At 56.8% G+C, this 24,917-nt stretch carries 27 protein-coding genes; 18 read left to right on the forward strand and 9 right to left on the reverse strand.

The window, feature by feature from the left end:
• The first annotated feature begins 248 nt into the window (after positions 1-248).
• Positions 249-1,199, forward strand: coding sequence for a nickel/cobalt transporter (locus tag ACWKX3_RS23680; RefSeq protein ID WP_454542612.1), 951 nt, complete (start codon positions 249-251; stop codon positions 1,197-1,199).
• A 29-nt stretch (positions 1,200-1,228) separates the two neighbouring features.
• Here ACWKX3_RS23680 and proP read toward each other — a convergent pair whose 3' ends face one another.
• The gene (proP, locus tag ACWKX3_RS23685) at positions 1,229-2,731 is read right to left on the reverse strand and encodes a glycine betaine/L-proline transporter ProP (RefSeq protein ID WP_006177335.1); all 1,503 of its coding nucleotides are present in this window, start codon (positions 2,729-2,731) and stop codon (positions 1,229-1,231) included.
• Between the two features lie 635 nt (positions 2,732-3,366).
• Here proP and kdgT point away from each other — a divergent pair.
• Complete coding sequence (gene kdgT, locus ACWKX3_RS23690; RefSeq protein ID WP_058610482.1) at positions 3,367-4,359, forward strand: 2-keto-3-deoxygluconate transporter; 993 nt, start codon at positions 3,367-3,369, stop codon at positions 4,357-4,359.
• A 43-nt stretch (positions 4,360-4,402) separates the two neighbouring features.
• Here the strand turns inward: kdgT and ACWKX3_RS23695 are convergent, their stop codons facing one another.
• Both ACWKX3_RS23695 and crfC read right to left on the reverse strand, forming a co-directional pair.
• Positions 4,403-5,278, reverse strand: a complete 876-nt coding sequence (locus ACWKX3_RS23695; protein WP_454542613.1) for a diguanylate cyclase regulator RdcB family protein — start codon at positions 5,276-5,278, stop codon at positions 4,403-4,405.
• Positions 5,275-7,629, reverse strand: a complete 2,355-nt coding sequence (gene crfC / locus ACWKX3_RS23700; protein ID WP_454542614.1) for a clamp-binding protein CrfC — start codon at positions 7,627-7,629, stop codon at positions 5,275-5,277. The genes ACWKX3_RS23695 and crfC overlap by 4 nt, the downstream gene beginning before the upstream one ends.
• 595 nt (positions 7,630-8,224) lie before the next feature.
• Between crfC and ACWKX3_RS23705 the strand changes: the two genes are divergently transcribed.
• From ACWKX3_RS23705 to phnP, 16 genes are all read left to right on the forward strand, one after another.
• A complete protein-coding gene (locus ACWKX3_RS23705; protein ID WP_042321114.1) occupies positions 8,225-8,560 on the forward strand; it encodes a zinc ribbon domain-containing protein YjdM in 336 nt (111 codons plus the stop codon).
• Positions 8,561-8,640: 80 nt separating this feature from the next.
• Entirely contained in the window at positions 8,641-9,084 is a 444-nt protein-coding gene (gene yjdN, locus ACWKX3_RS23710) for a VOC family metalloprotein YjdN (RefSeq protein ID WP_454542615.1), read from the forward strand.
• 173 nt (positions 9,085-9,257) lie between these two features.
• Positions 9,258-10,046 carry a phosphonate ABC transporter ATP-binding protein gene (gene phnC / locus ACWKX3_RS23715; RefSeq protein ID WP_006177344.1) on the forward strand — a complete coding sequence of 263 codons (789 nt, stop codon included), beginning with the start codon at positions 9,258-9,260 and terminating at the stop codon, positions 10,044-10,046.
• Positions 10,047-10,069: 23 nt separating this feature from the next.
• A complete protein-coding gene (gene phnD, locus ACWKX3_RS23720; protein WP_006177345.1) occupies positions 10,070-11,086 on the forward strand; it encodes a phosphonate ABC transporter substrate-binding protein in 1,017 nt (338 codons plus the stop codon).
• A 111-nt stretch (positions 11,087-11,197) separates the two neighbouring features.
• Positions 11,198-11,977: a phosphonate ABC transporter, permease protein PhnE gene (gene phnE / locus ACWKX3_RS23725; RefSeq protein WP_006177347.1), complete on the forward strand. Its 780-nt coding sequence runs from the start codon at positions 11,198-11,200 to the stop codon at positions 11,975-11,977.
• Between the two features lie 20 nt (positions 11,978-11,997).
• Positions 11,998-12,723 (forward strand): phosphonate metabolism transcriptional regulator PhnF, encoded by a 726-nt coding sequence (gene phnF, locus ACWKX3_RS23730; RefSeq protein ID WP_153689064.1) that lies wholly within the window; start codon positions 11,998-12,000, stop codon positions 12,721-12,723.
• Entirely contained in the window at positions 12,724-13,176 is a 453-nt protein-coding gene (gene phnG, locus ACWKX3_RS23735) for a phosphonate C-P lyase system protein PhnG (RefSeq protein WP_454542616.1), read from the forward strand. It abuts the gene before it with no gap.
• On the forward strand, positions 13,173-13,757 hold the full coding sequence (gene phnH / locus ACWKX3_RS23740; protein ID WP_006177351.1) for a phosphonate C-P lyase system protein PhnH: 585 nt from the start codon (positions 13,173-13,175) through the stop codon (positions 13,755-13,757). The genes phnG and phnH overlap by 4 nt, the downstream gene beginning before the upstream one ends.
• Positions 13,757-14,821 (forward strand): carbon-phosphorus lyase complex subunit PhnI, encoded by a 1,065-nt coding sequence (locus ACWKX3_RS23745; RefSeq protein ID WP_153689066.1) that lies wholly within the window; start codon positions 13,757-13,759, stop codon positions 14,819-14,821. Before phnH ends, ACWKX3_RS23745 begins: the two co-directional genes overlap by 1 nt.
• Entirely contained in the window at positions 14,814-15,659 is an 846-nt protein-coding gene (gene phnJ, locus ACWKX3_RS23750; protein ID WP_454542617.1) for an alpha-D-ribose 1-methylphosphonate 5-phosphate C-P-lyase PhnJ, read from the forward strand. The genes ACWKX3_RS23745 and phnJ overlap by 8 nt, the downstream gene beginning before the upstream one ends.
• A complete protein-coding gene (gene phnK, locus ACWKX3_RS23755; RefSeq protein ID WP_400408279.1) occupies positions 15,656-16,411 on the forward strand; it encodes a phosphonate C-P lyase system protein PhnK in 756 nt (251 codons plus the stop codon). Before phnJ ends, phnK begins: the two co-directional genes overlap by 4 nt.
• A gap of 172 nt (positions 16,412-16,583) precedes the next feature.
• A complete protein-coding gene (phnL, locus tag ACWKX3_RS23760) occupies positions 16,584-17,264 on the forward strand; it encodes a phosphonate C-P lyase system protein PhnL (RefSeq protein ID WP_137903599.1) in 681 nt (226 codons plus the stop codon).
• A complete protein-coding gene (gene phnM, locus ACWKX3_RS23765) occupies positions 17,261-18,397 on the forward strand; it encodes an alpha-D-ribose 1-methylphosphonate 5-triphosphate diphosphatase (protein ID WP_454542618.1) in 1,137 nt (378 codons plus the stop codon). Before phnL ends, phnM begins: the two co-directional genes overlap by 4 nt.
• Complete coding sequence (phnN, locus tag ACWKX3_RS23770; protein ID WP_088209335.1) at positions 18,394-18,945, forward strand: ribose 1,5-bisphosphokinase; 552 nt, start codon at positions 18,394-18,396, stop codon at positions 18,943-18,945. The genes phnM and phnN overlap by 4 nt, the downstream gene beginning before the upstream one ends.
• Complete coding sequence (phnO, locus tag ACWKX3_RS23775; RefSeq protein WP_006177358.1) at positions 18,938-19,372, forward strand: aminoalkylphosphonate N-acetyltransferase; 435 nt, start codon at positions 18,938-18,940, stop codon at positions 19,370-19,372. Before phnN ends, phnO begins: the two co-directional genes overlap by 8 nt.
• Before the next feature lie 9 nt (positions 19,373-19,381).
• A complete protein-coding gene (gene phnP, locus ACWKX3_RS23780; RefSeq protein ID WP_454542619.1) occupies positions 19,382-20,140 on the forward strand; it encodes a phosphonate metabolism protein PhnP in 759 nt (252 codons plus the stop codon).
• A gap of 97 nt (positions 20,141-20,237) precedes the next feature.
• Here phnP and yjdP read toward each other — a convergent pair whose 3' ends face one another.
• The 6 genes from yjdP to ACWKX3_RS23810 all read right to left on the reverse strand — a co-directional run.
• Positions 20,238-20,552 (reverse strand): DDRRRQL repeat protein YjdP, encoded by a 315-nt coding sequence (yjdP, locus tag ACWKX3_RS23785; RefSeq protein WP_454542620.1) that lies wholly within the window; start codon positions 20,550-20,552, stop codon positions 20,238-20,240.
• 95 nt (positions 20,553-20,647) lie between these two features.
• Positions 20,648-22,432, reverse strand: coding sequence for a hypothetical protein (locus ACWKX3_RS23790; protein WP_454542621.1), 1,785 nt, complete (start codon positions 22,430-22,432; stop codon positions 20,648-20,650).
• Positions 22,433-22,435: 3 nt separating this feature from the next.
• Entirely contained in the window at positions 22,436-22,954 is a 519-nt protein-coding gene (locus ACWKX3_RS23795; protein WP_454542622.1) for a DUF3304 domain-containing protein, read from the reverse strand.
• A gap of 15 nt (positions 22,955-22,969) precedes the next feature.
• Positions 22,970-23,518 carry a hypothetical protein gene (locus tag ACWKX3_RS23800; protein ID WP_337286005.1) on the reverse strand — a complete coding sequence of 183 codons (549 nt, stop codon included), beginning with the start codon at positions 23,516-23,518 and terminating at the stop codon, positions 22,970-22,972.
• A 9-nt stretch (positions 23,519-23,527) separates the two neighbouring features.
• Complete coding sequence (locus tag ACWKX3_RS23805) at positions 23,528-24,355, reverse strand: DUF4123 domain-containing protein (protein ID WP_337286006.1); 828 nt, start codon at positions 24,353-24,355, stop codon at positions 23,528-23,530.
• Between the two features lie 3 nt (positions 24,356-24,358).
• Positions 24,359-24,917, reverse strand: a 559-nt coding sequence (locus ACWKX3_RS23810) for a DUF2345 domain-containing protein (RefSeq protein WP_454542623.1), incomplete at its 5' end; no start/stop codon positions are given.

Consider the following 24,917-nt stretch of genomic DNA (forward strand, 5'->3'; position numbering starts at 1 on the left):
CCGGTTGTTGTGTGAAGTGATTCACATCCGCCGTGTCGATGGAGGCGCATTATAGGGAGTTCTCGCGCCGCCGCAACCGCTAAATGACAGAAAAATGACTGACTGCTGCATTCCACAGCAAAACCCCGCCTTATACCCATTTACACACAGAGTTATCCACAATCGGGCCTGCCCGCGCTGCGCGATCCTACATTTAGCGAGACAAAATCGACTATACTGGCGAAAAATACTCCCCGGCAGGTCACCCCATGACAACACAACCTCTCACCCGAGACTGGCGTATCCCCACAGCAGGGCTAATGCTGCTGTTACTCCTCTTCGCAGGATTCACCCTGCATGCCCACTGGAATGCCTTTATCCAGTGGTGTCTGGCAACGCAGATTACCCTGCATCGCTATCTGGTGATGTACCTGCTCCAACTTAACAATCACCAGTACAGCGGTGGATTATGGCTAATAACGGGTGCTTTCCTTTATGGCATACTCCACGCCATAGGTCCGGGCCATGGCAAATTCATTGTCACCACCTATCTCAGCACCAATAAAGAGAGCGAGCTCGCCGCACGCGTTGTCCCCTTTCTTGGCAGCCTGATGCAGGGTGCCAGCGCCGTTCTCTTTGTCTTTATCCTGGCCGTGGGTTTTAACCTCGCCTCGGGGGATATCAGTACCAGCCGCTGGTATGTTGAGAAGATAAGCGCGGTGCTGATTGGCGCATTCGGCGCGTTTGTCATTTACCAGGCACTGAAAAGCCTGCGCCCGCGCAGAATGACCATTCGGGCCATTAGACCTCACCAGCACGATGAAAACTGCGGCTGCGGGCACCACGGCGTGGGCGCGGACCTGACAAAAGGCGACTGGAAGACGCGCCTGGGCGTGATTCTGGCAATCGGCGCGCGGCCGTGCAGCGGCGCAATAATGATCCTGATGTTCTCGAACGCACTGGGGATTGTGACGTGGGGGATCGCCGCGGTAATGACGATGTCGCTGGGAACAGCGCTTTCTATTATGGGGTTGTCGCTGGCAGTACGTTACGCCCGTGAACGTACGGTGGCCTGGTTCGGCGGCAGCTCCTCGCTGAGCTGGCTGGTTCCGGCGGTCAAAATTGCTGGCGGGGTCATTCTGATCCTGTTTGCCATCGTCCTGTTCCTGACGGTGATCCCCATCAGCGCCAACGGCGACTACATCGCTGCAGGATGCTAATAAAAAACCCGCCAGCGGCGGGTTTTTTATTACTCGTTAATCCGTGGATGTTGATCCACCAGTCGGGAGCGTTTTTTCTGAAGCTCTTCAATCTCTGCATCGATGTCTTCAATCTTCTGCTCTACGTTATCGTAGTGCTCACGCAGGATATCCTTCGCTTCCGCAATATCCGAAGCGGCAGGCGTCGCCCCTTTCAGCGGACGGTTGGCCGTCTCCTTCATGGTGATACCGGTAATCAGACCAATCACCGCAATGACCATTAGATAATAAGCCGGCATCATCAGGTTCTGGGTGCTTTCCACCAGCGAGGCGGCAAGCGTTGGGGTCAGGCCCGCAATCAGTACCGAGATATTAAACGCGGCGGCCAGCGCGCTGTAGCGAATATGCGTCGGGAACATCGCCGGTAGCGTCGACGCCATAACCCCGATAAAGCAGTTAAGGATCACCGCCAGCATCAGCAGCCCGGCAAAAATCAGGCCCAGCACGTTACTGTTAATCAGAATAAACGCGGGGATCGCCAGCGCAAACAGCGCAACGCTACCCAGAATAATAAAGGGCTTACGGCCAAAGCGGTCGCTCATTAACCCCATAATCGGCTGCACGAACAGCATACCGACCATGATAGCGATAATAATCAGCACGCCGTGGTCTTCAGAGTAATGCAGGTTATGCGACAGGTAGCTCGGCATATAAGTGAGCAACATGTAATAGGTCACGTTGGTCGAAATCACCAGACCGATACAGGTCAACAGGCTACGCCAGTGCTTAGTCGCAATCTCTTTAAACGACACTTTCGGGCCGTCCTGCAGACCTTCACGATCGCCCTGCTCCAGCTTCTCAACGTGCTGCTGGAATGCCGGCGTCTCTTCTAATGCATGACGCAGGTAAAGACCAATGATGCCCAGCGGCAATGCTATAAAGAACGGAATACGCCAGCCCCAGTCGAGGAAGTTCGCTTCACCGACCACGGTGGAGATCAGAACGACCACGCCTGCGCCCATGACAAACCCGGCAATCGAGCCAAAGTCCAGCCAGCTTCCCATAAAGCCACGCTTACGGTCCGGGGAATATTCCGCGACGAAGATCGACGCGCCGGTATATTCACCGCCCACGGAGAAACCTTGCGCCATTTTACAGAGCAGCAGCAGGATCGGTGCCCAAATACCAATAGAGGCGTAAGACGGAATTAGGCCGATACAGAATGTACTTATCGACATAATCACAATAGTAATAGCAAGGATTTTCTGGCGACCGTATTTGTCACCCAGCATCCCGAAGAACAGGCCGCCCAGCGGGCGAATCAGGAAGGGAACAGAGAACGTACCCAATGCTGCAATCATCTGCAGGCTGGGATCGGCACCGGGGAAGAATACTTTACCTAACGCGTAGGCCACAAAGCCGTAGACACCAAAATCAAACCACTCCATCGCATTACCGAGCGAGGCAGCGGTGATCGCTTTACGCAATTTCGCGTCATCAATAATAGTGACATCGCGAAGCGTGATGGGTTTTACCTTTTTCCTTCTAAGCATAGCTTTCCTCGTAGACTCAGCCCTGTCCGTTCCACAGTCTTTATGGCGATCTGTGAACCTGAGATCCGCTCCATGCGAATCTCCTAATTCAAGCGTAGCAGGTTTACTTACATTGACGTTTCACGTCGATACAACCGAACCTGTTGACGCCTGCATGGGCAGTTAATGACCTCTTTACCCTACCAGCGTTTATATTTGTGATCAACTTCACATATATATTTCCCCCTCGTCAGCTTTCGTCAATTCATGCCAACGGCGTCCTTTTTTTCACGCTTCGGTTTAACCCTCCTCGCTGTTTTTGCACACCGGCAACAAGAAACAAACCACATTTCTTCACATCAACTTTACATAAAGTTTAATTATCAAAAAGCGCGTCTGATGTTTACATTAAATATGTGACAAAGATAACTAAAACACTGTTTTATTTTCATTGAATCATCATTCCATTGATCGCATGATAAATCCGAACTTAGCGCTCCCGGCGCGTTCTGCTGAACGTGTTCAGAAAGACCTTAATTAATTTTATTGCATGGATAACGCATTAATCGATTCCTGAATCGATTAATCAATTGAATTTATTGAACTATTTTTTAAATTTTCCGCCAACCACGCGGGACGAGATGTGAGGGTTAAACATGAAGATTAAAGCCACGATAGAACGCATTCCCGGTGGGATGATGCTGGTTCCCCTGGTACTAGGCGCAATCTTAAATACGCTGGCACCGGATACCGGGGCATATTTTGGCGGATTCACAAAAGGGATGATAACCGGCACGGTGCCGATTCTGGCGGTATGGTTTTTTTGTATTGGTGCGTCAATAAACTTACGCGCGACGGGCACCGTATTACGCAAGTCCGGTACGCTGGTCCTCACTAAGATTGCCGTCGCCTGGATAGTGGCAATGGTCTGCGCGCTGTTTATTCCCGAAAACGGTATTCAGACCGGATTCTTTGCAGGGTTATCCGTTCTGGCCATCGTCTCCGCAATGGATATGACCAACGGTGGTTTATATGCCAGCCTGATGAACCAGTACGGCACCAAAGAAGAATCCGGGGCATTCGTATTGATGTCGCTGGAATCCGGTCCGCTGATGACAATGCTGATCCTCGGTTCTGCCGGTCTGGCGTCATTCGAACCGCATCATTTTGTCGGCGCGATCCTGCCGTTCCTGATCGGTTTTGCGTTAGGCAACCTCGACCACGATCTGCGTGATTTCTTCAGTAAAGCCACGCCGGTGCTGATCCCGTTCTTCGGTTTCGCGCTGGGTAACACTATTAACCTGAATGTGATCCTCGATACCGGCCTGCTGGGCATCGTTCTGGGTGTGGCAGTCATCGTCATCACCGGTATTCCGCTGATCATCGCCGACCGCGTGATAGGGGGAGGAAACGGCACGGCAGGGGTTGCCGCCTCTTCAGCTGCGGGTGCCGCGGTAGCAAACCCGGTGATCATCGCCCAGATTAACCCGGCGTTCGAACCGGTTGCCGCCTCCGCCACCGCCCTGGTTGCCGCCAGCGTGATTGTCACCGCGATTCTGGTACCTATCATTACCGCGCTGTACGCCAAACGCTTCGGGAATGTTGCACCAGAGCAACCGAAGCCTGAGCCTGTCGAAATGCATCATTAACAACATCAAGCCATCCCCTCACCCTGTGGGTGAGGGGAAAACGTTAACTGAAAATTTCTTCAACCATCCCGTCCGCCAGCCGTCTGGCAGAGCACAGCCTCGGCATACCCAGCGCCACCGTTTGCCAGTTTTGCGTCACAGACCAGCTCACAGGATGACTGTCCGCCTGACACCAGTCGCCCAACCAGCCGAGCATGTCTTTATGATCCATTAGCCCGGGAGCCGCGGGCGTCGTTAGCCATTGATGATAAAAATGTCGGGTCGCGGGAGAAGCATTAATTTCCTGCGCAAGGTAGCTGGCCGCCATGCTGCGCAGGTCATCCTTAAGCATTACGGCGACGTCTTCATTTGCCAGGCGGCAGGCATCGCCAAACGCCCCCCAGCGCAGCTCCTCCAGAGCAATATAGCACCGCCCGGCAAGCGACCAGCCGTCATAATGCCCGGCGCGCCAGCGGGTAAAAATCTGTTCGCTGTGCTCCCCTGCCTGCACGGTAAGGCCGCGCTGGGTAAGCGCCTTCTCTTTATAAGCGGCACGTTGCTGAAAATACGAAGAGAGTTCGCTGTACTGCTGAAGAAGGCCGGGAGACTGCGAAGCGCGCGGGCCTGCCTGCTGGCGCAGGGTCTGCAGTTTTTCCGTCATCCGGGTCAGCGCCAGATGGCCCGGGTCGAGCATACCGGCTAATTTTTCCGCCAGCCCCAGTCGCAACGCTGCATTTTCGTTGAGCATTCCCGCCATCGCCCACGGCCGCAGCCGGGTATGCGTCATTATCTCCTGCGTCAAACGCTCACGAAACTGCACCTGCTGCGGCCCGAGGTGGGCATGACGCGTCGCGTCCACCCCCTGAACAAGATCGACCATAAATTTTGGATGAATACACTCCAGCGTCCGCCCGGGACCGTCCAGTAGCTGTGTTGTCATGGTTGCTCTGCCGCGAATAAGGTTTGAATATCATCGCGTAACAGTCGGGTATCTTCCTGAATCCACGTCGCAGTTGTAATACTTTGCTTCAACAGCTGGCTGAGCGCCCGGGTGGCGTGCTCATTTTGCTGACGAACTGCGAGGCTATCACGCAAGCTTTCTTGTAATCCGGTCAGGCATAACGAAAATTCTGCAAAGAACGTTGCCATACCCGCCCTGACAGAGACATCGACCTGCGCCGACAAAGCTTTACGGATTTGTTCACAAAACTGGTCAATATGCTGCTTAAACTTGTCATGGAGCTGACCAACGTCAATAACATACCGCGTTCGCGTCACCACATAATCTTCCCAGCCCCAGCCCGGATTGTTCAGCCAGCGGGATACCGTATCGCGCACGCCTCCCGTCACCGACGGCTGTCCGGCCGGGCGGTTATCCAGCACGATAGCGTCGTTGAACAGCCCCCGCGTGTTGAAGTTAAGCTGGTTTGCCTGAAACGCCGGGAAGCTGATCCTCGCCCGGAACCCGGCATGGCTCAGCTGTTCCTTAATACGCGTCTCAATGGGACGCATCGCCTCATTCAGCGAGCGCGCCAGCGTAGATTCCAGCTGATCGAAGCGGAGCGCCAGCTCCCGGCTGATTTTATTCTGCGCATCCAGCATGATCAGCTCGCAGGAAGAGCGGATCTTGCTCAGCACCACCTGCGCCTGCCCTTCATCTTCCAGCACCAGCTGGAGCAGCGCGTCCGGCTCACTTCGGCGCGGGCTGTGTGGATCAACCCCCGCGACATTCAATAGCGCCTGGCGGCTAAAGACATCGCCAATCGCCTGTCGAAGCGAGCGATTTTGCTGGGCCATAAACGCATCGGTGGCGGTAAGGGTTTGCTCAACCTCATGCGCCACTTCATCGCTGACCACGTTCTGGCGCGTCTGCAACATCGCCATATCGTCTTCAAGCCGGGCGATATTCAGTTCCAGTTCGTCAAAGGCCACCGTCAGCCCCTGATAGCGGAAATCAAGATATTCCCGGGCGTTTTGCGCATAGTTCAGCAGCTTATGCGACGCTGAGCGCAGGGCAAACAGCGACGCATTGGCATAGGCGGCGTAAATCAGCTTACGGATCGGCTGCTCAAACAATGAGTCTTCCCACAGCAGATCGGCGGCATGACGGATATGGTCGATATCATCTAAATCAGCCGTGCGCCAGCGGCGCCCCAGCGCCGCTTCGGCAAAATCCTGCACCCAACGCTGGGCCTGATGATTAGGCAACCGACCGTGAGTGGTCAGCTCATAGCGCGCGCGGTTTGCCAGATACGCCCACATGGATGAGACCGGGTAAATCTGCCCTGGAGAGATATTTCCCTTCATCAGCGTGCCGGAGATCATCGCGCGCACCTGCTCTTCGTCATCGCTGTTGCGATCTTTCTGATCGAATTTATTCACCAGGGCGTACAGCGGCACCGATTTCCCTGCGGCGGAAATCGCCTGGCGCACCTCGTGGTCAGAAATCGACTTAAGCTGGGTATAATCCATCACCGCCAGCACCGCCGAAGCGCGCGCCAGCTGTTCAGCGAGCATTTTTTGCAGATGCGGCTGCCCGGCCTCGTTTGGCCCCGGCGTGTCGAGCAGCGTCAGTTGGCCCAGATGCGCGTCCAGACCCGCCAGGTGAACAAACTCCACCTCAATCACCGGGATGTGCTCAATGGCCGCATATTCGGAGAACGGAAAATCCACGCCCAGCGCCAGCGAGAGGCGAACCAGGTCGTTCAGGCTTTTCAGGCAGTGGAATATCGGCTCGGCCCCCAGGTGATGCTTTTCAAACGCCTCACCTTTTTCGATCCGCTCCAGCAGGGTGTTCATGTCTTTATCCATTTCCAGCCGCTGCGCCAGCTTGCCGCGATCGTAATCGCAGAGCTTTTGCTGCAACTGCTGGATCAACGTATCAATAGGCGAGACATGAGAGAAGTGCAGGATCGGCTCCTTCTGCCCTGGCGTATGGCGGATGAGCGTAGGCAACGCGGTCATGGGCCGGTTACGGTTTGGCAGCACTTCCGTTCCGACAATCGCATTAATGGTGGTGGACTTACCGGCCTTCATGGTCCCGACAATGGCCAATACCATTTCAAGACGGGTTATTTTGCGTAATTCATTATTCAGCATGGCCTGCTGCGCGTCGACGCCGCGCGTGCTGAAATGCAAAGGCAAAACATTATTCTTTTCACCGCTCATAGCGGATGTTGTGCTGTTCAACATCGCCATCGGCATTGATTTCAACGTATCGAGATTCTGCAGGGAAAGCTGTAACAAGCGTTCAGCTTCCTGGCTTAATTCAAAAATAGTCTGTGTGTGCATGATAAAAGCCTTCCCCTAACGCAAATTTATTACTTTTATTAAGCTACGTTGTTTTAATTATTGTTTTACGGCTTATATGATCACGTATGGAAAACACGTTCGCTAAATATAACTATTTGATGGCAATCAAAAATTAATTACTTTCCGTGCCAGATATGTAAAGCATCACCCTTGACCAGAAAGCCAAAAGATTAAAAGCTAAGCCTGTTTTCAGGAAACTTCAGGATATATCATCATTATTTACCCACCTAAAATGAGGGGTGTCCTCTCATCGTCATGGAATGCGTAACCTGAGCGTTCGCGGGAAAATAACAGCGTGTTGCTTAACCTTATCCGAAATGGAAGGGCGTAGCAATTTGATGCAATAAAATATTCGATATATTTAGTGCAATTGCTTTCCGGCGAGGTCGTGCCATCAGAATGGCTAAAACGACTGACAGGAAATGTCATTCCTGGCGCGTATTTCACCCGTTTTTATTTCTGAATGTCACCGACAACAGTGTGGATTTGCGCTATACTTGCCGCCTTTTTCGGCACTCTGCCGTCATTTAGCTGGCATTTTCCAGCGTGTTAACCACTTTTTGAGGATACCAACATGTCACTTCCACACTGCCCGAAATGCAACTCTGAATACACCTATGAAGATAGCGGAATGTTTATCTGCCCGGAATGCGCTCACGAATGGAATGACGCAGAGCCTTCGCAGGATAACGATGCGCTGGTAGTGAAAGATGCTAACGGTAACCTGCTGGCAGACGGCGACAGCGTAACCGTGGTGAAAGACCTGAAGGTAAAAGGCAGCTCCTCCATGCTGAAAATCGGCACTAAAGTGAAGAATATCCGTCTGGTGGAAGGCGACCACAACATTGATTGCAAAATCGACGGCTTTGGCCCGATGAAGCTGAAATCCGAGTTCGTGAAAAAGAACTGATTTCCCTGCCCGGTGGCGCTTCGCTTACCGGGCTGTCTGGCACTACACTTAATGGGCTTTTCTTACCTGAGGTAATGATTATGCCATTAAGTCCCTACATCTCATTCTCCGGCAATTGTGCAGAAGCGTCCGCCTTCTATCAGCACGCGCTCGGTGCAGACATTCTCTATTCAATGACCTACGGCGACATGCCGAAAGACGACAGCAGCGAAGAAGGCTGCCCCTCCGGCATGCAGTTCCCTGATACGGCCATCGCCCACTCCAACGTTCGCATCGCGGGCAGCGATATCATGATGAGCGACGGCCAGCCCCCCGGTAGCAGCGCGCAATACGCCGGTTTCACGCTGGTACTGGACACGCAGGACGTGGCAGAAGGTAAACGCTGGTTCGATAACCTGGCCGAAGGCGGCAACGTTGGCATGGCCTGGCAGGAGACCTTCTGGGCACACGGGTTCGGGAAAGTCACCGACAAATACGGCGTGCCGTGGATGATTAACGTGGTTAAACAGCAACAAACGTCGTAGGCGGGATAAGCGCAGCGTAGCCGGCAACAACGCCCGGTGACGCTGCGCTGACCGGTCCTGCATGGACTGTCATCGCTTTCACCTCAACTCTTCAACTTCCCGCAACCGGAACTTAACCCAAATGTCATATTGATGCGCCAGCATGAGGCCACATTTTCAATGAGGCCCCGCACATGCAAACCGTCATCCGCGTCGAGAAACTCAGCAAGACCTTTCATCACAACAAGGCTCTGCACGCCGTTGATCTGACCGTCCAGCAGGGCGAAATGGTGGCGCTGCTGGGGCCATCCGGTTCAGGAAAATCCACCCTGCTGCGCCATTTAAGCGGCCTCATTACCTGCGATAAAACGCCGGAAAGCCACGTCGAGCTGCTGGGTAACACCGTCCAGCGTGCCGGCCGTCTGGCGAGCGATATCCGTAAAAGCCGCGCCCAGACGGGCTACATCTTCCAGCAGTTCAACCTGGTGAACCGCCTGACGGTACTGGAGAACGTGCTCATCGGCGCGCTCGGCAGCACCCCGTTCTGGCGCACCTGCCTGCGCTGGTTCTCTCCCCAACAGAAGCAAGAGGCGCTGCAGGCGCTGACCCGCGTCGGCATGGCCCATTTCGCCCACCAGCGCGTGTCTACCCTGTCCGGTGGACAACAGCAGCGCGTCGCGATTGCCCGCGCCCTGATGCAGAAAGCGAAAATCATTCTGGCCGATGAACCCATCGCCTCGCTGGATCCGGAATCGGCGCGCATCGTGATGGAGACCCTGCGCGACATCAACCAGAACGACGGCATCACCGTGGTGGTCACGCTGCACCAGGTGGACTACGCCCTGCGCTACTGCGAACGCATCGTCGCCCTGCGTCAGGGACATGTGTTCTTTGATGGCGCAAGCCATCAGTTTGATAACGACCGTTTTGACCATCTCTACCGCAGCATAAACCGCGTCGAAGAGAGCGCGCAGGCTGCTTAATTCACCCGATCCGAGGAAAGTACATGAGCTACAAAGCCGTTGCCGCGCTGGCCTTTACCAGCATGTTCAGCATCAGCACCCTGTTAAGCCCGGCGTACGCCCAGGAGCAGGAAAAAGCGCTGAACTTTGGCATTATTTCGACGGAGTCACAGCAAAACCTGAAGCCTCAGTGGGAACCGTTCCTGAAAGATATGGAAACCAAACTGGGGATCAAAGTGAACGCCTTCTTCGCCCCGGATTACGCGGGCATCATCCAGGGGATGCGCTTTAACAAAGTGGACATCGCCTGGTACGGCAACCTCTCCGCAATGGAAGCGGTAGACCGCGCCAACGGCCAGGTGTTTGCGCAGACCGTGGCGGCAGATGGCTCCCCGGGCTACTGGAGCGTGCTGATCGTTAACAAAGACAGCCCGATCAATAACCTCAATGAGCTGCTCGCCAAACGCAAGGATCTGACCTTTGGCAACGGCGACCCGAACTCCACCTCCGGGTTCCTGGTACCGGGCTATTACGTCTTCGCCAAAAACAACGCCTCCGCCAGCGACTTCAAGCGCACCGTCAACGCCAGCCACGAAACCAACGCCCTGGCCGTCGCGAACAAGCAGGTGGACGTTGCAACCAACAACACCGAAAACCTCGACAAGCTGAAGACCTCCGCGCCGGACAAGCTGAAAGAACTGAAGGTGATCTGGAAATCACCGCTGATCCCGGGCGACCCGATCGTGTGGCGTAAAAACCTCTCCGAAAGCACCAAGGACAAGGTGTACGACTTCTTTATGACCTACGGCAAAACGCCGGAAGAAAAAGCCGTTCTGGAGAAGCTGGGCTGGGCACCGTTCCGCGCCTCAAGCGACCTGCAGCTGGTCCCGATTCGCCAGCTGGCGCTGTTCAAACAGATGCAGGGCGTGAAGGACAACAAGGGGCTGAAGGAGGACGAGAAGACCAGCAAAGTGTCTGAAATTCAGGCGCAGCTGGACGATCTCGACCGCCTGACCGCCGCGCTCGGCGCGATGACCAGCGTGAATAAAGCGGTGCAGTAAATCTTTTCTCCCTCTCCCTGTGGGAGAGGGCCGGGGTGAGGGCATCAGCGCGCACATTTCCCCCTCACCCTAACCCTCAAGGGAGAGGGGACTAAACCCAAAGGAGTCACCATGCAAACCATCACACTCCCACCGCCAAAGCGCAGCTGGTTCTCGCTGATCAGCTGGGCCATTCTGCTGGCAGTGCTCGTTATCTCCTGGAAGGGCGCGGAAATGGACCCGCTGCTGCTGGTCAAAGACGCGGGCAACATGGCGACCTTCGCCGCCGATTTCTTCCCGCCGGACTTCAGCCAGTGGCAGGATTACCTTGGCGAAATGGCCATTACCCTGCAAATCGCCGTCTGGGGCACCGCCCTCGCCGTCATCCTCTCCATCCCGTTTGGCCTGATGAGCGCCGAAAACATCGTGCCATGGTGGGTTTATCAGCCGATGCGCCGCCTGATGGACGCCTGCCGCGCCATCAACGAAATGGTCTTCGCCATGCTGTTTGTGGTCGCCGTCGGTCTCGGCCCGTTTGCGGGCGTAATGGCGCTGTTTATACACACCACCGGCGTGCTCTCCAAGCTGCTCTCCGAAGCGGTGGAAGCCATTGAACCTGGCCCGGTCGAGGGCATACGCGCCACCGGGGCCAACAAAATTGAAGAGATCCTCTATGGCGTACTGCCGCAGGTCATGCCGCTGCTGATCTCCTATTCGCTCTACCGCTTTGAATCTAACGTTCGCTCGGCAACCGTCGTCGGCATGGTCGGCGCGGGCGGGATTGGCGTCACCCTGTGGGAAGCGATTCGCGGCTTCCAGTTCCAGCAAACCTGCGCCCTGATGGTGCTCATCATCATCACCGTCAGCCTGCTGGATTTCCTCTCTCAACGTTTGCGTAAGCACTTCATCTGAGAAGCGAGGCTTTGTTATCTATGCACTTATCCAGACATCCGACCAGTTACCCCACCCGCTGGCAGGAGATCGCGGCGAAGCTCGAAGTGGAGCTGCGCATGCACTACCGCTGCGGGGACTATCTGCCCGCCGAGCAGCAGCTTGCCGACCGCTACGAGGTCAACCGCCATACTCTGCGCCGGGCTATCGATCAGCTGGTCGAGCGCGGCTGGGTGCAGCGCCGTCAGGGCGTCGGCGTACTGGTGCTGATGCGCCCGTTCGACTACCCGTTGAATGCGCAGGCGCGCTTTAGCCAGAACCTGCTCGATCAGGGCAGCCACCCGACCAGCGAAAAGCTGCTCTCGGTGCTGCGCCCGGCCTCCAGCCACGTGGCGGACGCGCTGGGCATTGCCGAAGGTGAAAACGTCGTACACCTGCGCACCCTGCGCCGGGTCAACGGCGTAGCGGTGTGCCAGATCGACCATTACTTTGCCGACCTCTCCCTCTGGCCGGTGCTGCAACACTTCGCCAGCGGTTCGCTGCATGACTTTCTGCAGGATGCCACGGGCATCGCGCTCAAACGCACCCAGACGCGCATCAGCGCTCGCCGCGCGCAGGCAAAAGAGAGCAAGGTGCTGGAGATCCCCAACATGGCCCCGCTGCTCTGCGTACGCACCCTCAACCACCGTGACGGCGAAATCAACGCAACGGAGTACTCCGTCAGCCTGACCCGCGCCGACATGATTGAATTCACCATGGAGCACTGAATGCACTTCGATACCGCCACCCGTCAGCGCTGGATGCGCGTCCTGGCCCACAGCCAGCCCGCTGCGCTGCAGGCGCGCATGAACGCGCTCAATCTGGCCTCCGATTACGAGACCCTCCGCGCCCCGGAAATTGGCCTGGTACAAATCCAGGCACGCATGGGCGGCACGGGCGATCGCTTTTTTGCCGGCGATGCCACCCTCACCCGCGCCGTTATTCGTCTGAACAGCGGCACGCTGGGTTACGGCTACGTTCTCGGACGCGATAAACAGCACGCCGAACGCTGCGCGGTAATCGACGCGCTGCTGCAGGAACACCCGCATTTCCAGTCGCTTATGGAAACCCTGATTGCCCCGCTGGAAGCCGACCGCGCCGCGCGCCTTGCCGCCCGTCAGGCCGAGGTCAACACCAGCCGGGTCGACTTCTTTACGCTCGTTCGCGGAGATAACGCATGACGCTTCAACCCGCTTTTACCCTGGCCGTCCAGGATGCCCAACAAAGTTTTCGTCGCCTGCTGAAAGCCATGAGCGAGCCGGGCGTCATCGTCTCGCTGCATCAGCTTTCGCAGGGCTGGCTGCCGCTGAACCTCGCCACCACCAGCGTGCTGCTGACGCTGGCCGACAACGACACGCCGGTGTGGCTTTCCGGCGCGATGGCGAACGATATTGCCTGTCAGAACCTGCGTTTTCACACCAGCGCCCCGCTGGTTGATCAGCCCCAGCAGGCGGTGTTTGCCGTGGCCGACGAGCAGATCAGCCACGAGCAGCTCAACGCCCTGAGCGAAGGAAGCGCCGTGGCCCCGGAAACCAGCGCCACGCTGATCCTGCAGGTCGCCAGCCTGAGCGGTGGCCGCATGCTGCGCCTGACCGGCGCGGGCATTGCCGATGAACGCATGGTCGCCCCGCAGCTGCCGGAGTGCATCATCCATGAGCTGACCGAGCGTCCGCACCCGTTCCCGCTCGGCATCGACCTGATCCTCACCTGCGGCGAACGCCTGCTGGCGATCCCGCGGACCACCCACGTGGAGGTGTGCTGATGTACGTAGCCGTTAAAGGGGGCGAGAAGGCGATTGCCGCCGCCCATGCGCTGCAGGCGCACCGGCGTCGGGGCGATGCCCAGCTTCCCGAGCTGAGCGTTGCCCAGGTTGAGCAGCAGTTAAACCTGGCCGTCGACCGCGTAATGACCGAAGGCGGCGTTGCCGACCGCGAGCTGGCGGCGCTGGCGCTGAAGCAGGCCAGCGGCGATAACGTCGAAGCGATTTTCCTGCTGCGTGCGTACCGCACCACGCTGGCAAAGCTGGCGGTGAGCGAGCCGGTGAACACCGCCGACATGCGCCTGGAGCGCCGTATCTCGGCCGTCTACAAGGACATTCCCGGCGGTCAGCTGCTTGGCCCGACCTACGATTACACCCACCGCCTGCTGGATTTCACCCTGCTGGCGAACGGCGACGCGCCGTCGCTTGCCACCTCCGATGCCGCGCAGGAAGCCTCTCCGCACGTCTTTAGCCTGCTGGCGAAGCAGGGCCTGGCAAAAGCGGAAGAAGATTCTGGCACGGTGCCTGACGACATTACCCGCACGCCGCCGGTCTATCCGTGCTCACGCTCGTCGCGCCTGCAGCAACTGATGCGCGGCGACGAGGGGTATCTTCTGGCGCTGGCCTACTCCACCCAGCGCGGCTACGGGCGCAACCATCCGTTTGCGGCGGAGATCCGCAGCGGCTATATCGACGTCAATATCGTGCCGGAAGAGCTCGGTTTTGCAGTAAACGTCGGCGAACTGCTGGTCACCGAATGCGAAATGGTTAACGGCTTTGTCGCGCCGGAGAACGATAACCCGCACTTTACCCGCGGATACGGGTTGGTGTTCGGCCTGGGCGAGCGCAAGGCGATGGCGATGGCGCTGGTTGACCGTGCGCTCCAGGCACCGGACTACGGCGAGCACGTCGCAGGCCCGGCGCAGGACGAAGAGTTCGTGCTGGCCCACGCCGACAACGTCGAGGCCGCAGGCTTTGTGTCGCACCTCAAGCTGCCCCACTACGTCGATTTCCAGGCCGAACTGGAACTGCTGAAACGCCTGCAACGGGAGCGCAAACATGGCTAACTTAAGCGGCTACAACCTTGCCTATCTGGACGAGCAAACCAAACGCATGATCCGCCGCGCCATCCTGAAAGCCGTCGCCATTCCGGGCTATCAGGTGCCGTTCGGCGGACGCGAAATGCCGATGCCCTACGGCTGGGGCACCGGCGGCATTCAGCTCACCGCCAGCGTCATCGGCGAAGCGGACGTGCTGAAGGTTATCGACCAGGGCGCGGACGACACCACCAATGCGGTGTCAATTCGCAACTTCTTCAAACGTGTCACGGGCGTGAACACCACCGAAAAAACCGAAGACGCGACGCTGATCCAGACCCGTCACCGCATCCCTGAAACGCCGCTCGCGGAAGATCAGATTTTGATTTTCCAGGTGCCCATCCCCGAGCCGCTGCGCTTTATCGAGCCGCGCGAAACCGAGACCCGCACCATGCACGCTCTGGAAGAGTACGGCGTGATGCAGGTGAAGCTGTACGAGGATATCGCCCGCTTCGGCCATATCGCCACCACTTACGCCTATCCGGTAAAGGTAAACGGGCGCTACGTGATGGACCCGTCCCCGATCCCGAAATTCGATAACCCGAAGATGGACATGATGCCCGCCCTCCAGCTGTTTGGTGCCGGGCGCGAAAAACGCATTTATGCCGTTCCGCCCTATACCCGCGTGGAAAGTCTCGATTTTGACGACCATCCGTTTACGGTGCAGGCCTGGGACGAGCCGTGCGCCATCTGCGGCTCAACGCACAGCTATCTGGACGAAGTGGTGCTGGATGATACGGGCAAACGGATGTTTGTCTGCTCCGACACCGACTACTGCCGCCAACAGAGCGAGGCCAACAGCCAATGAAACCGCTGCTTTCGGTTAACAACCTGACCCACCTTTACGCGCCGGGCAAAGGCTTTAGCGACGTGTCGTTCGAGCTGTGGTCAGGGGAAGTGCTGGGAATTGTCGGCGAGTCCGGCTCCGGCAAAACCACCCTGCTGAAATCGATCTCCGCGCGTCTGACGCCACAAAACGGCGACATTCTCTATGAGGGGGCGTCACTGTACGGCATGAGCGAGGCCGAGCGCCGCCGCCTGCTGCGCACCGAGTGGGGCGTGGTGCATCAGCACCCGATGGACGGCCTGCGCCGTCAGGTTTCGGCGGGGGGCAATATCGGCGAACGGCTGATGGCGACCGGCGCGCGCCACTACGGCAACATCCGCGCCACGGCGCAGCACTGGCTGGAGGAGGTTGAGATCCCCGCCTCACGCATCGACGACCTGCCAACCACCTTTTCCGGCGGTATGCAGCAGCGCTTACAGATTGCCCGCAATCTGGTGACCCATCCGAAGCTGGTGTTTATGGATGAGCCAACGGGCGGCCTCGACGTCTCCGTGCAGGCGCGACTGCTCGACCTGCTGCGCAGTCTGGTGGTGGAGCTGAACCTGGCGGTGGTGATTGTCACCCATGATTTGGGCGTTGCGCGCCTGCTGGCCGACCGTCTGCTGGTGATGAAGCAGGGTCAGGTGGTGGAAAGTGGGTTAACCGACCGCGTGCTCGACGATCCGCATCATCCGTACACCCAGCTGCTGGTGTCGTCGGTGTTGCAGAACTGAGGCCGCTGTCGCCGGGTGGCGCTGCGCTTACCCGGCCTACGAACAGCCAAACAACACCACACCTGTAGGCCGGGTAAGGCGAAGCCGCCACCCGGCAAATGACCACCGCACCAGTATTACCTGTAGGCCGGGTAAGCAAAGCGCCACCCGGCAAAAATCCCGCGAGGCCAACATGATCCACGTTGAAAATGTCAGTAAAACCTTTGTGCTCCACCAGCAAAACGGCGTGCGCCTGCCGGTCCTGCAAAACGCCTCGCTTGAGGTCACCCGCGGCGAATGCGTGGTGCTGCACGGTCACTCCGGCAGCGGCAAATCCACCCTGCTGCGCTCCCTGTACGCCAACTATCTGCCGGACGAAGGCCATATTCGCATCCGTCATCACGACGAGTGGGTCGATCTTGTACAAGCTCCGGCGCGCAAGGTTCTCGAAGTGCGTCGCTCGACGATCGGCTGGGTCAGCCAGTTCCTGCGGGTGATCCCGCGCGTCTCGGCCCTGGACGTGGTCATGCAGCCCCTGCTCGATCTCGGCATGCCGCGCGAGACCTGCGCCGCCAAAGCTGCCGACCTGCTGACGCGCCTGAACGTGCCGGAACGCCTGTGGCACCTCGCCCCGTCGACCTTTTCCGGCGGCGAGCAGCAGCGCGTTAACATCGCGCGCGGCTTTATCGTCGACTACCCGATTCTCCTTCTCGACGAACCCACCGCTTCGCTGGACGAAAAAAACAGCGCGGCCGTGGTGGCGTTGATCGAACAGGCCAAAGCGCGCGGCGCGGCGATCGTCGGGATCTTCCACGACGAAGCCGTGCGCGCCCGCGTGGCGGACAGACTGCACCCGATGGGGACCCCTGCATGATTATCAATAACGTAAAGCTGGTGCTGGAAAATGAGGTGGTTGACGGCTCAATCGAGATCCAGGACGGCGTCATCCGCGCGTTCGCTGAAACCCAGAGCCGTGCGTCCGGGGCGATGGACGGCGACGGCGGCTGGCTGCTGCCGGGCCTGATCGAACTGCATACCGATAACCTGGACAAATTCTTCACCCCGCGTCCGAAGGTCGACTGGCCCGCCCATTCAGCGATGAGCAGCCACGACGCGCTGATGGTCGCCAGCGGCATCACCACCGTGCTGGACGCGGTAGCCATCGGCGACGTGCGCGACGGCGGCGACCGCCTTGAGAATCTGGAGAAGATGATTAACGCCGTGGAAGAGACGCAGAAACGCGGCCTGAACCGCGCCGAGCATCGCCTGCATCTGCGCTGCGAACTGCCGCACCACACCACCCTGCCGCTGTTTGAAAAGCTGGTGGAGCGCGAGCCGGTTTCACTGGTCTCGCTGATGGATCACTCGCCCGGCCAGCGCCAGTTCGCCAACATTGAAAAATATCGCGAGTACTACCAGGGCAAATACTCCCTTAACAACGAGGAGATGGCCCGTTATGAAGAGGAGCAGCTGGCGCTGGCCGCGCAGTGGTCGCAGCCCAACCGCCTCGCCATTGCCGCGATGTGCCGGGCGCGCAGCATCGCCCTCGCGAGCCACGATGACGCCACGCACGACCATGTCTTCGAATCCCACCAGCTTGGCAGCGTTATCGCCGAATTTCCCACCACGTTCGACGCGGCAGACGCCTCACGCAGGCACGGTATGAACGTGCTGATGGGTGCACCCAACATCGTGCGCGGCGGCTCTCACTCCGGCAACGTGGCGGCAAGCAAGCTCGCCTCGCTCGGCCTGCTGGATATTCTCTCCTCTGACTATTACCCGGCAAGCCTGCTGGACGCGGCCTTCCGCGTGGCGAATGACGATGACAACCGTTTCACCCTGCCACAGGCGATCCGTCTGGTGACCAAAAACCCGGCATCGGCGCTGAATCTTCACGATCGCGGCGAGATTGCCGAAGGCAAACGGGCAGACCTGGTGCTGGCGCACCGTAAGGGCGAGCACGTTCATATCGACCACGTCTGGCGTCAGGGAAAACGGGTGTTCTGATGGGAAAATTGATCTGGTTGATGGGGCCATCCGGCTCCGGTAAGGACAGCCTGCTGTCGGCCCTGCGCGAGCGCGAGCATGCGCAGTTGCTGGTCGCGCATCGCTATATTACCCGCCCGGCCCATGCCGGGAGTGAGAACCACATTGCGCTAAGCGAACAGGAGTTTTTCACCCGCGCCGGGCAAAACCTGCTGGCGCTGAGCTGGCACGCCAACGGCCTGTACTACGGCGTCGGCATTGAGATCGACCTGTGGCTGCATGCCGGTTTCGACGTGCTGGTTAACGGCTCGCGCGCCCATCTGCCGCAGGCGCGCGCCCGCTATGCGGCGGCGCTGCTGCCGGTCTGCCTGGAGGTGTCGCCCGAGGTGTTGCGCCATCGCCTGCACGCCCGGGGCCGCGAATCGGCCCGCGAAATCGATCAGCGGCTCGAACGGGCGGCGCGTTATACCCCGTCGGCGTGTCATATCCTCAATAACGATGGAAGTTTGCTACAGTCAGTCGAGACCTTTTTATCGCTTATCCGCCAGAAGGAGAATCAGCATGCCTGACTGCCCGCTTCGCCCCGCCACCCCCGACGACGCGCAAATCGTCTATTCCCTGATCTGCGAGCTTAAGCAGGCAGAATTCGACCATCAGGCGTTTCACGCAGGCTATCTTGCCAACCTGCAGGACCACAATATGCGCTACCAGCTTGCCGAACTGGACGGGCAGGTTATCGGCATGATCGGCCTGCATATGCAGTTTCACCTGCATCACGCCAGATGGATCGGCGAGATCCAGGAGCTGGTGGTGATGCCGCAGGCGCGTGGGTTGAAAGTGGGTAGCCAGCTGCTGGCGTGGGCAGAGGAGGTCGCGCGCCAGGCAGGCGCCGAACTGACGGAGCTGTCCACCAGCGTGAAGCGCGTGGATGCGCACCGCTTTTATCTTCGCGAAGGGTACACGCAAAGCCATTTCAGGTTCACCAAACCGCTGTAAAGGTACGTTATGAGTCTGACGATTACGTTAACGGGCACGGGTGGCGCTCAGCTGGTGCCGGTATTTGGCTGCGACTGTCCGGCCTGCCGCCGGGCGCGGTTGCAGGAAACTCACCGTCGTCGTCCCTGCAGCGCGGCGGTCAAATTCAATGACGCGGTGACCCTGCTGGACGCGGGCATTCCACACCTGATGGACGACTGGCCGGCTGGCAGCTTCCAGCAGTTTTTACTGACGCATTACCATATGGATCATGTTCAGGGATTGTTTCCCCTGCGCTGGGGCGTGGGCGCGACAATCCCGGTGTACGGTCCGCCGGACGAGGCGGGCTGCGATGATCTGTTCAAACACCCCGGCATTCTCGATTTCAGCCATAGGGTCGAGCCCTTTGTCGTCTTCGAACTTCAGGGTCTGCGTGTCACGCCGCTGCCGCTTAACCACTCAAAGCTGACCTTTGGCTACCTGCTGGAAAGCGCCCACAGCCGCGTGGCGTGGCTGTCCGACACCGCCGGTCTGCCGGAGAAAACGGTCAAGTTCCTGATCAACAACCGGCCACAGGCGATGATCATCGACTGTAGTCATGAACCACGCGCCGAAACGCCGCGCAACCATTGCGATCTCAACACGGTCATCGCCCTGAACAAGGTGATTGGTTGCCCGCAGGTGATCCTGACGCATATCAGCCATCAGTTTGACGTCTGGATGATGGATAACCCGCTACCGGAAGGGTTTGAAGCGGGCTATGACGGGATGGTGCTGGCGCTGGACTAGCCGGTTTTCTCCCTCTCCCTGTGGGAGAACGCCGGAACGGATTTTCTCCCTCTCCCTGTGGGAGAGGGCCGGGGTGAGGGCATCAGGCCGCACGGTATCACCTCTCGTAATCATCCTCTAACCGCCGCTCATCTTCCTCTAACTGCCGCCGATCGTCGTCGAGCTGGCGCTGACGTTCATCCAGGCGACGGCGTCTGTCCTCGAGCTGCCTGCGGCGATCGTCATACTGGCGGCTGTCCGTACGGCGACGATCGTCATACCGATCATCATCATCACTACGGCTGCTGCCGGGGTTATAGGCGTCGTTAATCGCCTGCTGAATGTTGCCGATGGCATCATCAATCACATCGGCATGAACCTGGCCGGTCAGCGTCAGCAGGCCAAATAACAGAGCGGTAGAGTAACGTTTCATAAAGCCAGTCTCGCAGCGGTTGAGCTGGCTTTACGGTAATGAACGGCGATATGCCGGGGTAGTGGAGGAATCTCAATTCTGTCCCGCGCGCGCCATCAGACCTCAGGCATTTCCATTGAGCGAACCACGAAAAAGTTCTGCGAGATACCCGCCCCTTTGTCCACCGTTTGCAGATCGTGCACAAACCACGCATAGATTTCTGGCGGCACAGCGTCGAGGGGAAACGGCTGCGGTTTGCCGAGATTCGCCGCGTGGAAATAGTCGAGAAACCGCTTCGCGCGCCGCAATGCTGAGTCATACACCTCAGGTACAATTTCTCTGCGCCTGTCCGCCGGGTTTTGTTCCATACTGTTTCGCATTTTGATTGCTGCATCCTTCACGTCGTCGAGCCATCCCCAGTGCTGTTGCAACACGCTGAGTTCACTGGCGTACTCTCCGGCTCTGTTTTTCGCCTCCTGCGTAATGCCAGCAAACCCCGCAGATGCCCCAGCAGAGGCCAGCATATCGCCACGCTGCTTTTCATATTTCATGCACTCCTTGCGGTACTGGTAGTACTGACGTCCCAGCCAGTCGAAATAACTGTCCAGATGACGATTCTGGTTTGCCGTGTTTACTGACGTAAGCGGCAATGCGCTCTGGTACGCCTTTGCCCACCGAAGAACGGACTGATTTTTGACGTTGTCCTGGACAATAAAATAGTTGGCTACGGTTTCGGAATAAGTTTTTAGACTTTTAAAATCAGGGAAAGGCACGCCCGCCATGGTCGCCTCACGGTACATTCTGTGCAGCGCCACCCGGCAGAGTTCCGCACTCGGTTTTTGTTCGTCCGGTTTCAGCCCCCCGCCAATATCCTCCGCGCACCCGGGATAGAGTTCTTCCTTATGCGCAGGATTACTGCCGGTGCGGTACAAACAGCGCCAGACGCGGGTTTCATGGGCGGCAACCAGATGCAGGCTTTTCTTTACCGCTTCTGGCAGTGAGGTATCCTGGTCGATAGATTTATCCCCCAGTAACACGCTGATCCCTTTTACCGGACCGCCGAACGCAGAGATAAAGTAATCCACGCCGTTGTTGTTGCTGGCAGATGTACGCCGCGAGCAGTCAAACAGCCCGGTAAAGACAATATCGACCGGTATGCCCTGGTAAGTGTATTTATCGCCCTCTTTCTTACAGATATCTTTCAGCAGACTGTCCAGGAATTTACGTGCCAGGGTAGCGCCGAGATCAAAACCGAACAGTGAAACAGAGATGAGCCTGATAGGAACCGGGCTTTTTTTAATAGCTTCTTTGTAGCCTTCTTGAAACGTTAGCTTTGTAGAGGTGATACGGGTATCGACGCCTGTTACCAGCATATCGGCTACCGTAGGATCATCACGCAGCCAGGGCGTTGATTCGATACTGACTTTTTTAACAGCATTTTTAGCCGTATCAAAGGCCAGATTTTTCCATTCAGTCGGGTTAAGAAGTTTCTTTCCCTGGTTTTTTAAAACCTCGTACCAGTTGTCGCCTTTTATAAAATCCATACCCGCTTCTTTGGCCATTTCACCGGGCTGGCCTGTTATATCATCCGTTATGCTGCCCAGACCGCTGTCCATGATGGTATGAAGTTTTTCAACGACAGTTTCATTAAAAGGCGTTCCCAGGCCAGAAATGTAAAATTTAGAGTGGTACTCTTTATTTGTTTTTTGTGCATCATCTGGAAATGCTCGAAACAAACGCGCAATATTGCTGAGACGATGCTCCGGAGCATCTTGTTCAATATTCCGATGAATCCCATCAAAAAAGAACCCCACATGCCATATCCGTGAACAGTTACCTAAATCAGCATCTTCCGCCTGCTGGGCCCGGTTTGCCGCGGCGATGAGGCTATCAATATCCATATGTTATTTTCCTTTTTTTAATTTTGTAGTTTGGTCTTTAATATCGTGAGAGTCTGGATGATTAAATCCAGTACTCCACCATAACCGGACATTATCCTCAGGCAGAAAATAAACATGGAGATAGTTTTCGCCCCACTGGCGTGCAGGCATAGTCATTACCGTGCGGCGTGTTTCTAACCTCATACCTTTAAGATATTGCTCATGCGTGATATCCAGCGTCCAGATAATTTCTGCCTTATCCCCGCTAATGCTTCCGCAGCAGGTGGCTCCGCCTCCACCATGAGCAAATGCATTCGCACCTGCCACGCCATTCACGCTAAATTCTAAAACAGGCCTGTCAATTTCGTTGTGAATAATCAGCGTCACTGGCCCTGACGGCGGTCCCCAGATAGCAGCCCACACCGACCAGCCAAGGTAAATCACCACCGGCAACAACAACGCACCCCAGAGCCATTTTCCCCAGCGGGCATAACCCCGGTTCACCGCACCGTCAACTTTATCGAACGTTTTAAAAAATCCCATTTTAATCCCTTAAAATCAGTGCATATTCTGCCGACGTTTTTGCTCCACCCGGGCTGCAATATCGTCAGCCGTGGGACTGTTAAAACCTGTGCTCCACCATAAATAGACTTTGTCACCCGGCAGGAAATAGGTATGGAGATAGTTTTCGCCCCACTCACGCTGCGGCATGGGTAATATTTTTTTGTGAACTTCTGTTCGCATCCCCGCATTGTATTGCGCAAGTGTGTAATCAACAGTCCAGATAACTTCCGCTTTGTATCCGCTAATACTGCCGCAGCAGGTAGCGGCACCGGGTCCTGTGCCATAAGGATTACTTTTATCACGCGCGAACGCATTCCCCCCTGCCATGCCATTCACGCTAAACTCTAAAATGGGCCTGTCGAGTTCGCTGTGAATAATCAGCGTCACTGGCCCTGACGGCGGTCCCCAGATAGCAGCCCACACCGACCAGCCAAGGTAAATCACCACCGGTAATAACAACACACCCCAGAGCCATTTTCCCCAGCGGGCATAACCCCGGTTCACCGCACTGTCTACTTTGTCGAACGTTTTAAAAAATCCCATTGTTTATTTTCATCCCTGAGAGTGAACATAGTGGGTTAAGACATATTCTAACGATACCTTTCCCTGAGTAACTTTATCTAATGCAGGTTGTATATCGACTGACTCCAGCATTTGTTTACCGCCATTAAGGTAATAAAGGGCATACAGTTTTTGTTCTGTACCTGCTTTCATTTTCGCTGCGCTGGCTTTGTTAAGAGCTTTTTCAACCATGTCCCGTTGAACACAAGGTGGGAAATGCTGGCTGGACGGCATTTTTTGCCATGCTGCTAATACTGCGGTTACCTCAGGTTTATCCATGAGGTATTGCCATTCTTTTTCATTCAATTGAATGGCGCAGTTTCTGGCATCGGTCACCAGGGAAGAGGGAATGTTTACAGGTTGCCATTCATTCTTTTTGGGTGACCACCATTGAGAAATCCCATTAAATAAAAAACGATGCCATTCTCGATCGTGGCATCCAGCCAGGAGGCTTATGACATTGTGCATGTAAAAACGCACTACAGCCGCTTTTCCGTCAGGAGATATAATTGTGCAGGCAGCAGAAAGCTGAACGGCTAAAGCCCCACCTGAGCGTGAAGAAGCAATAACAGCAACCAACCCCGGTGTGGACTTGATACGAGTTTCTAACGCTTCTTTATCCCTTATCGCAAACAACCATGGGCCATAGTTTCTGGCTTCGACAAGCTGCGGATGAAGATACAGCGAATGCATAGCTGAAGCATGTTCGTTATAAAATGCCTGAAAAGCATCCGTTGTTTGCGCCCCGCCCTCCAGTAACAGAAACATACTTGCGTTATTCGATTCCGGTAACGTTTGGATCATCCTTGTGGCATCCATTTACTACACTCCCTGAACAACTGCGTCATTGCCTTTGATGGCGTTGAGGAGGCACTCGATGCAAATCTTTCCTTCAAGCGATGGATACTGACCGGGAAGAAGTGGAATAGGTAATGGCATGGTGGCCGGAGCCGCCGCCATCGTCCGCTTCACTTTGCGCAGATACATCGCCGTCGTGCCGTACTCGATTTTCCCCGCCTCAAGCTTCAGGTAGCTTCCGCCGCCAATCAGCGTGATGCGTTTTTTACCCGCAAACGAGATGTCGCTCGCCGAACTCATCGACAGCTTTTTCTCTGCGAACAGCCGCAGGCTGGCGTTCTGCGCCTGGACCTCCACCGGGCCTTCGCTGGCCTTCAGGCTCAGCTGGCCGGTTCGCGCAAACAGACCCAGTTTCTCTCCCGCCAGGGCCGTCATGTTGCCCATGACGCCGGTGCTGATATCGCCTCCGGCGTTAATGGCGACGTTTTTGCTGACGGCCATTTGCAGGTGCTCGCCGCTGGTCAGGGCCATCCCTTCCGGGGCCGACATCATCAGCGCCTCGTTCAGCGGTTTCAGCCGCTGC

The organism is Enterobacter sp. UPMP2052 (genome assembly GCF_053709675.1).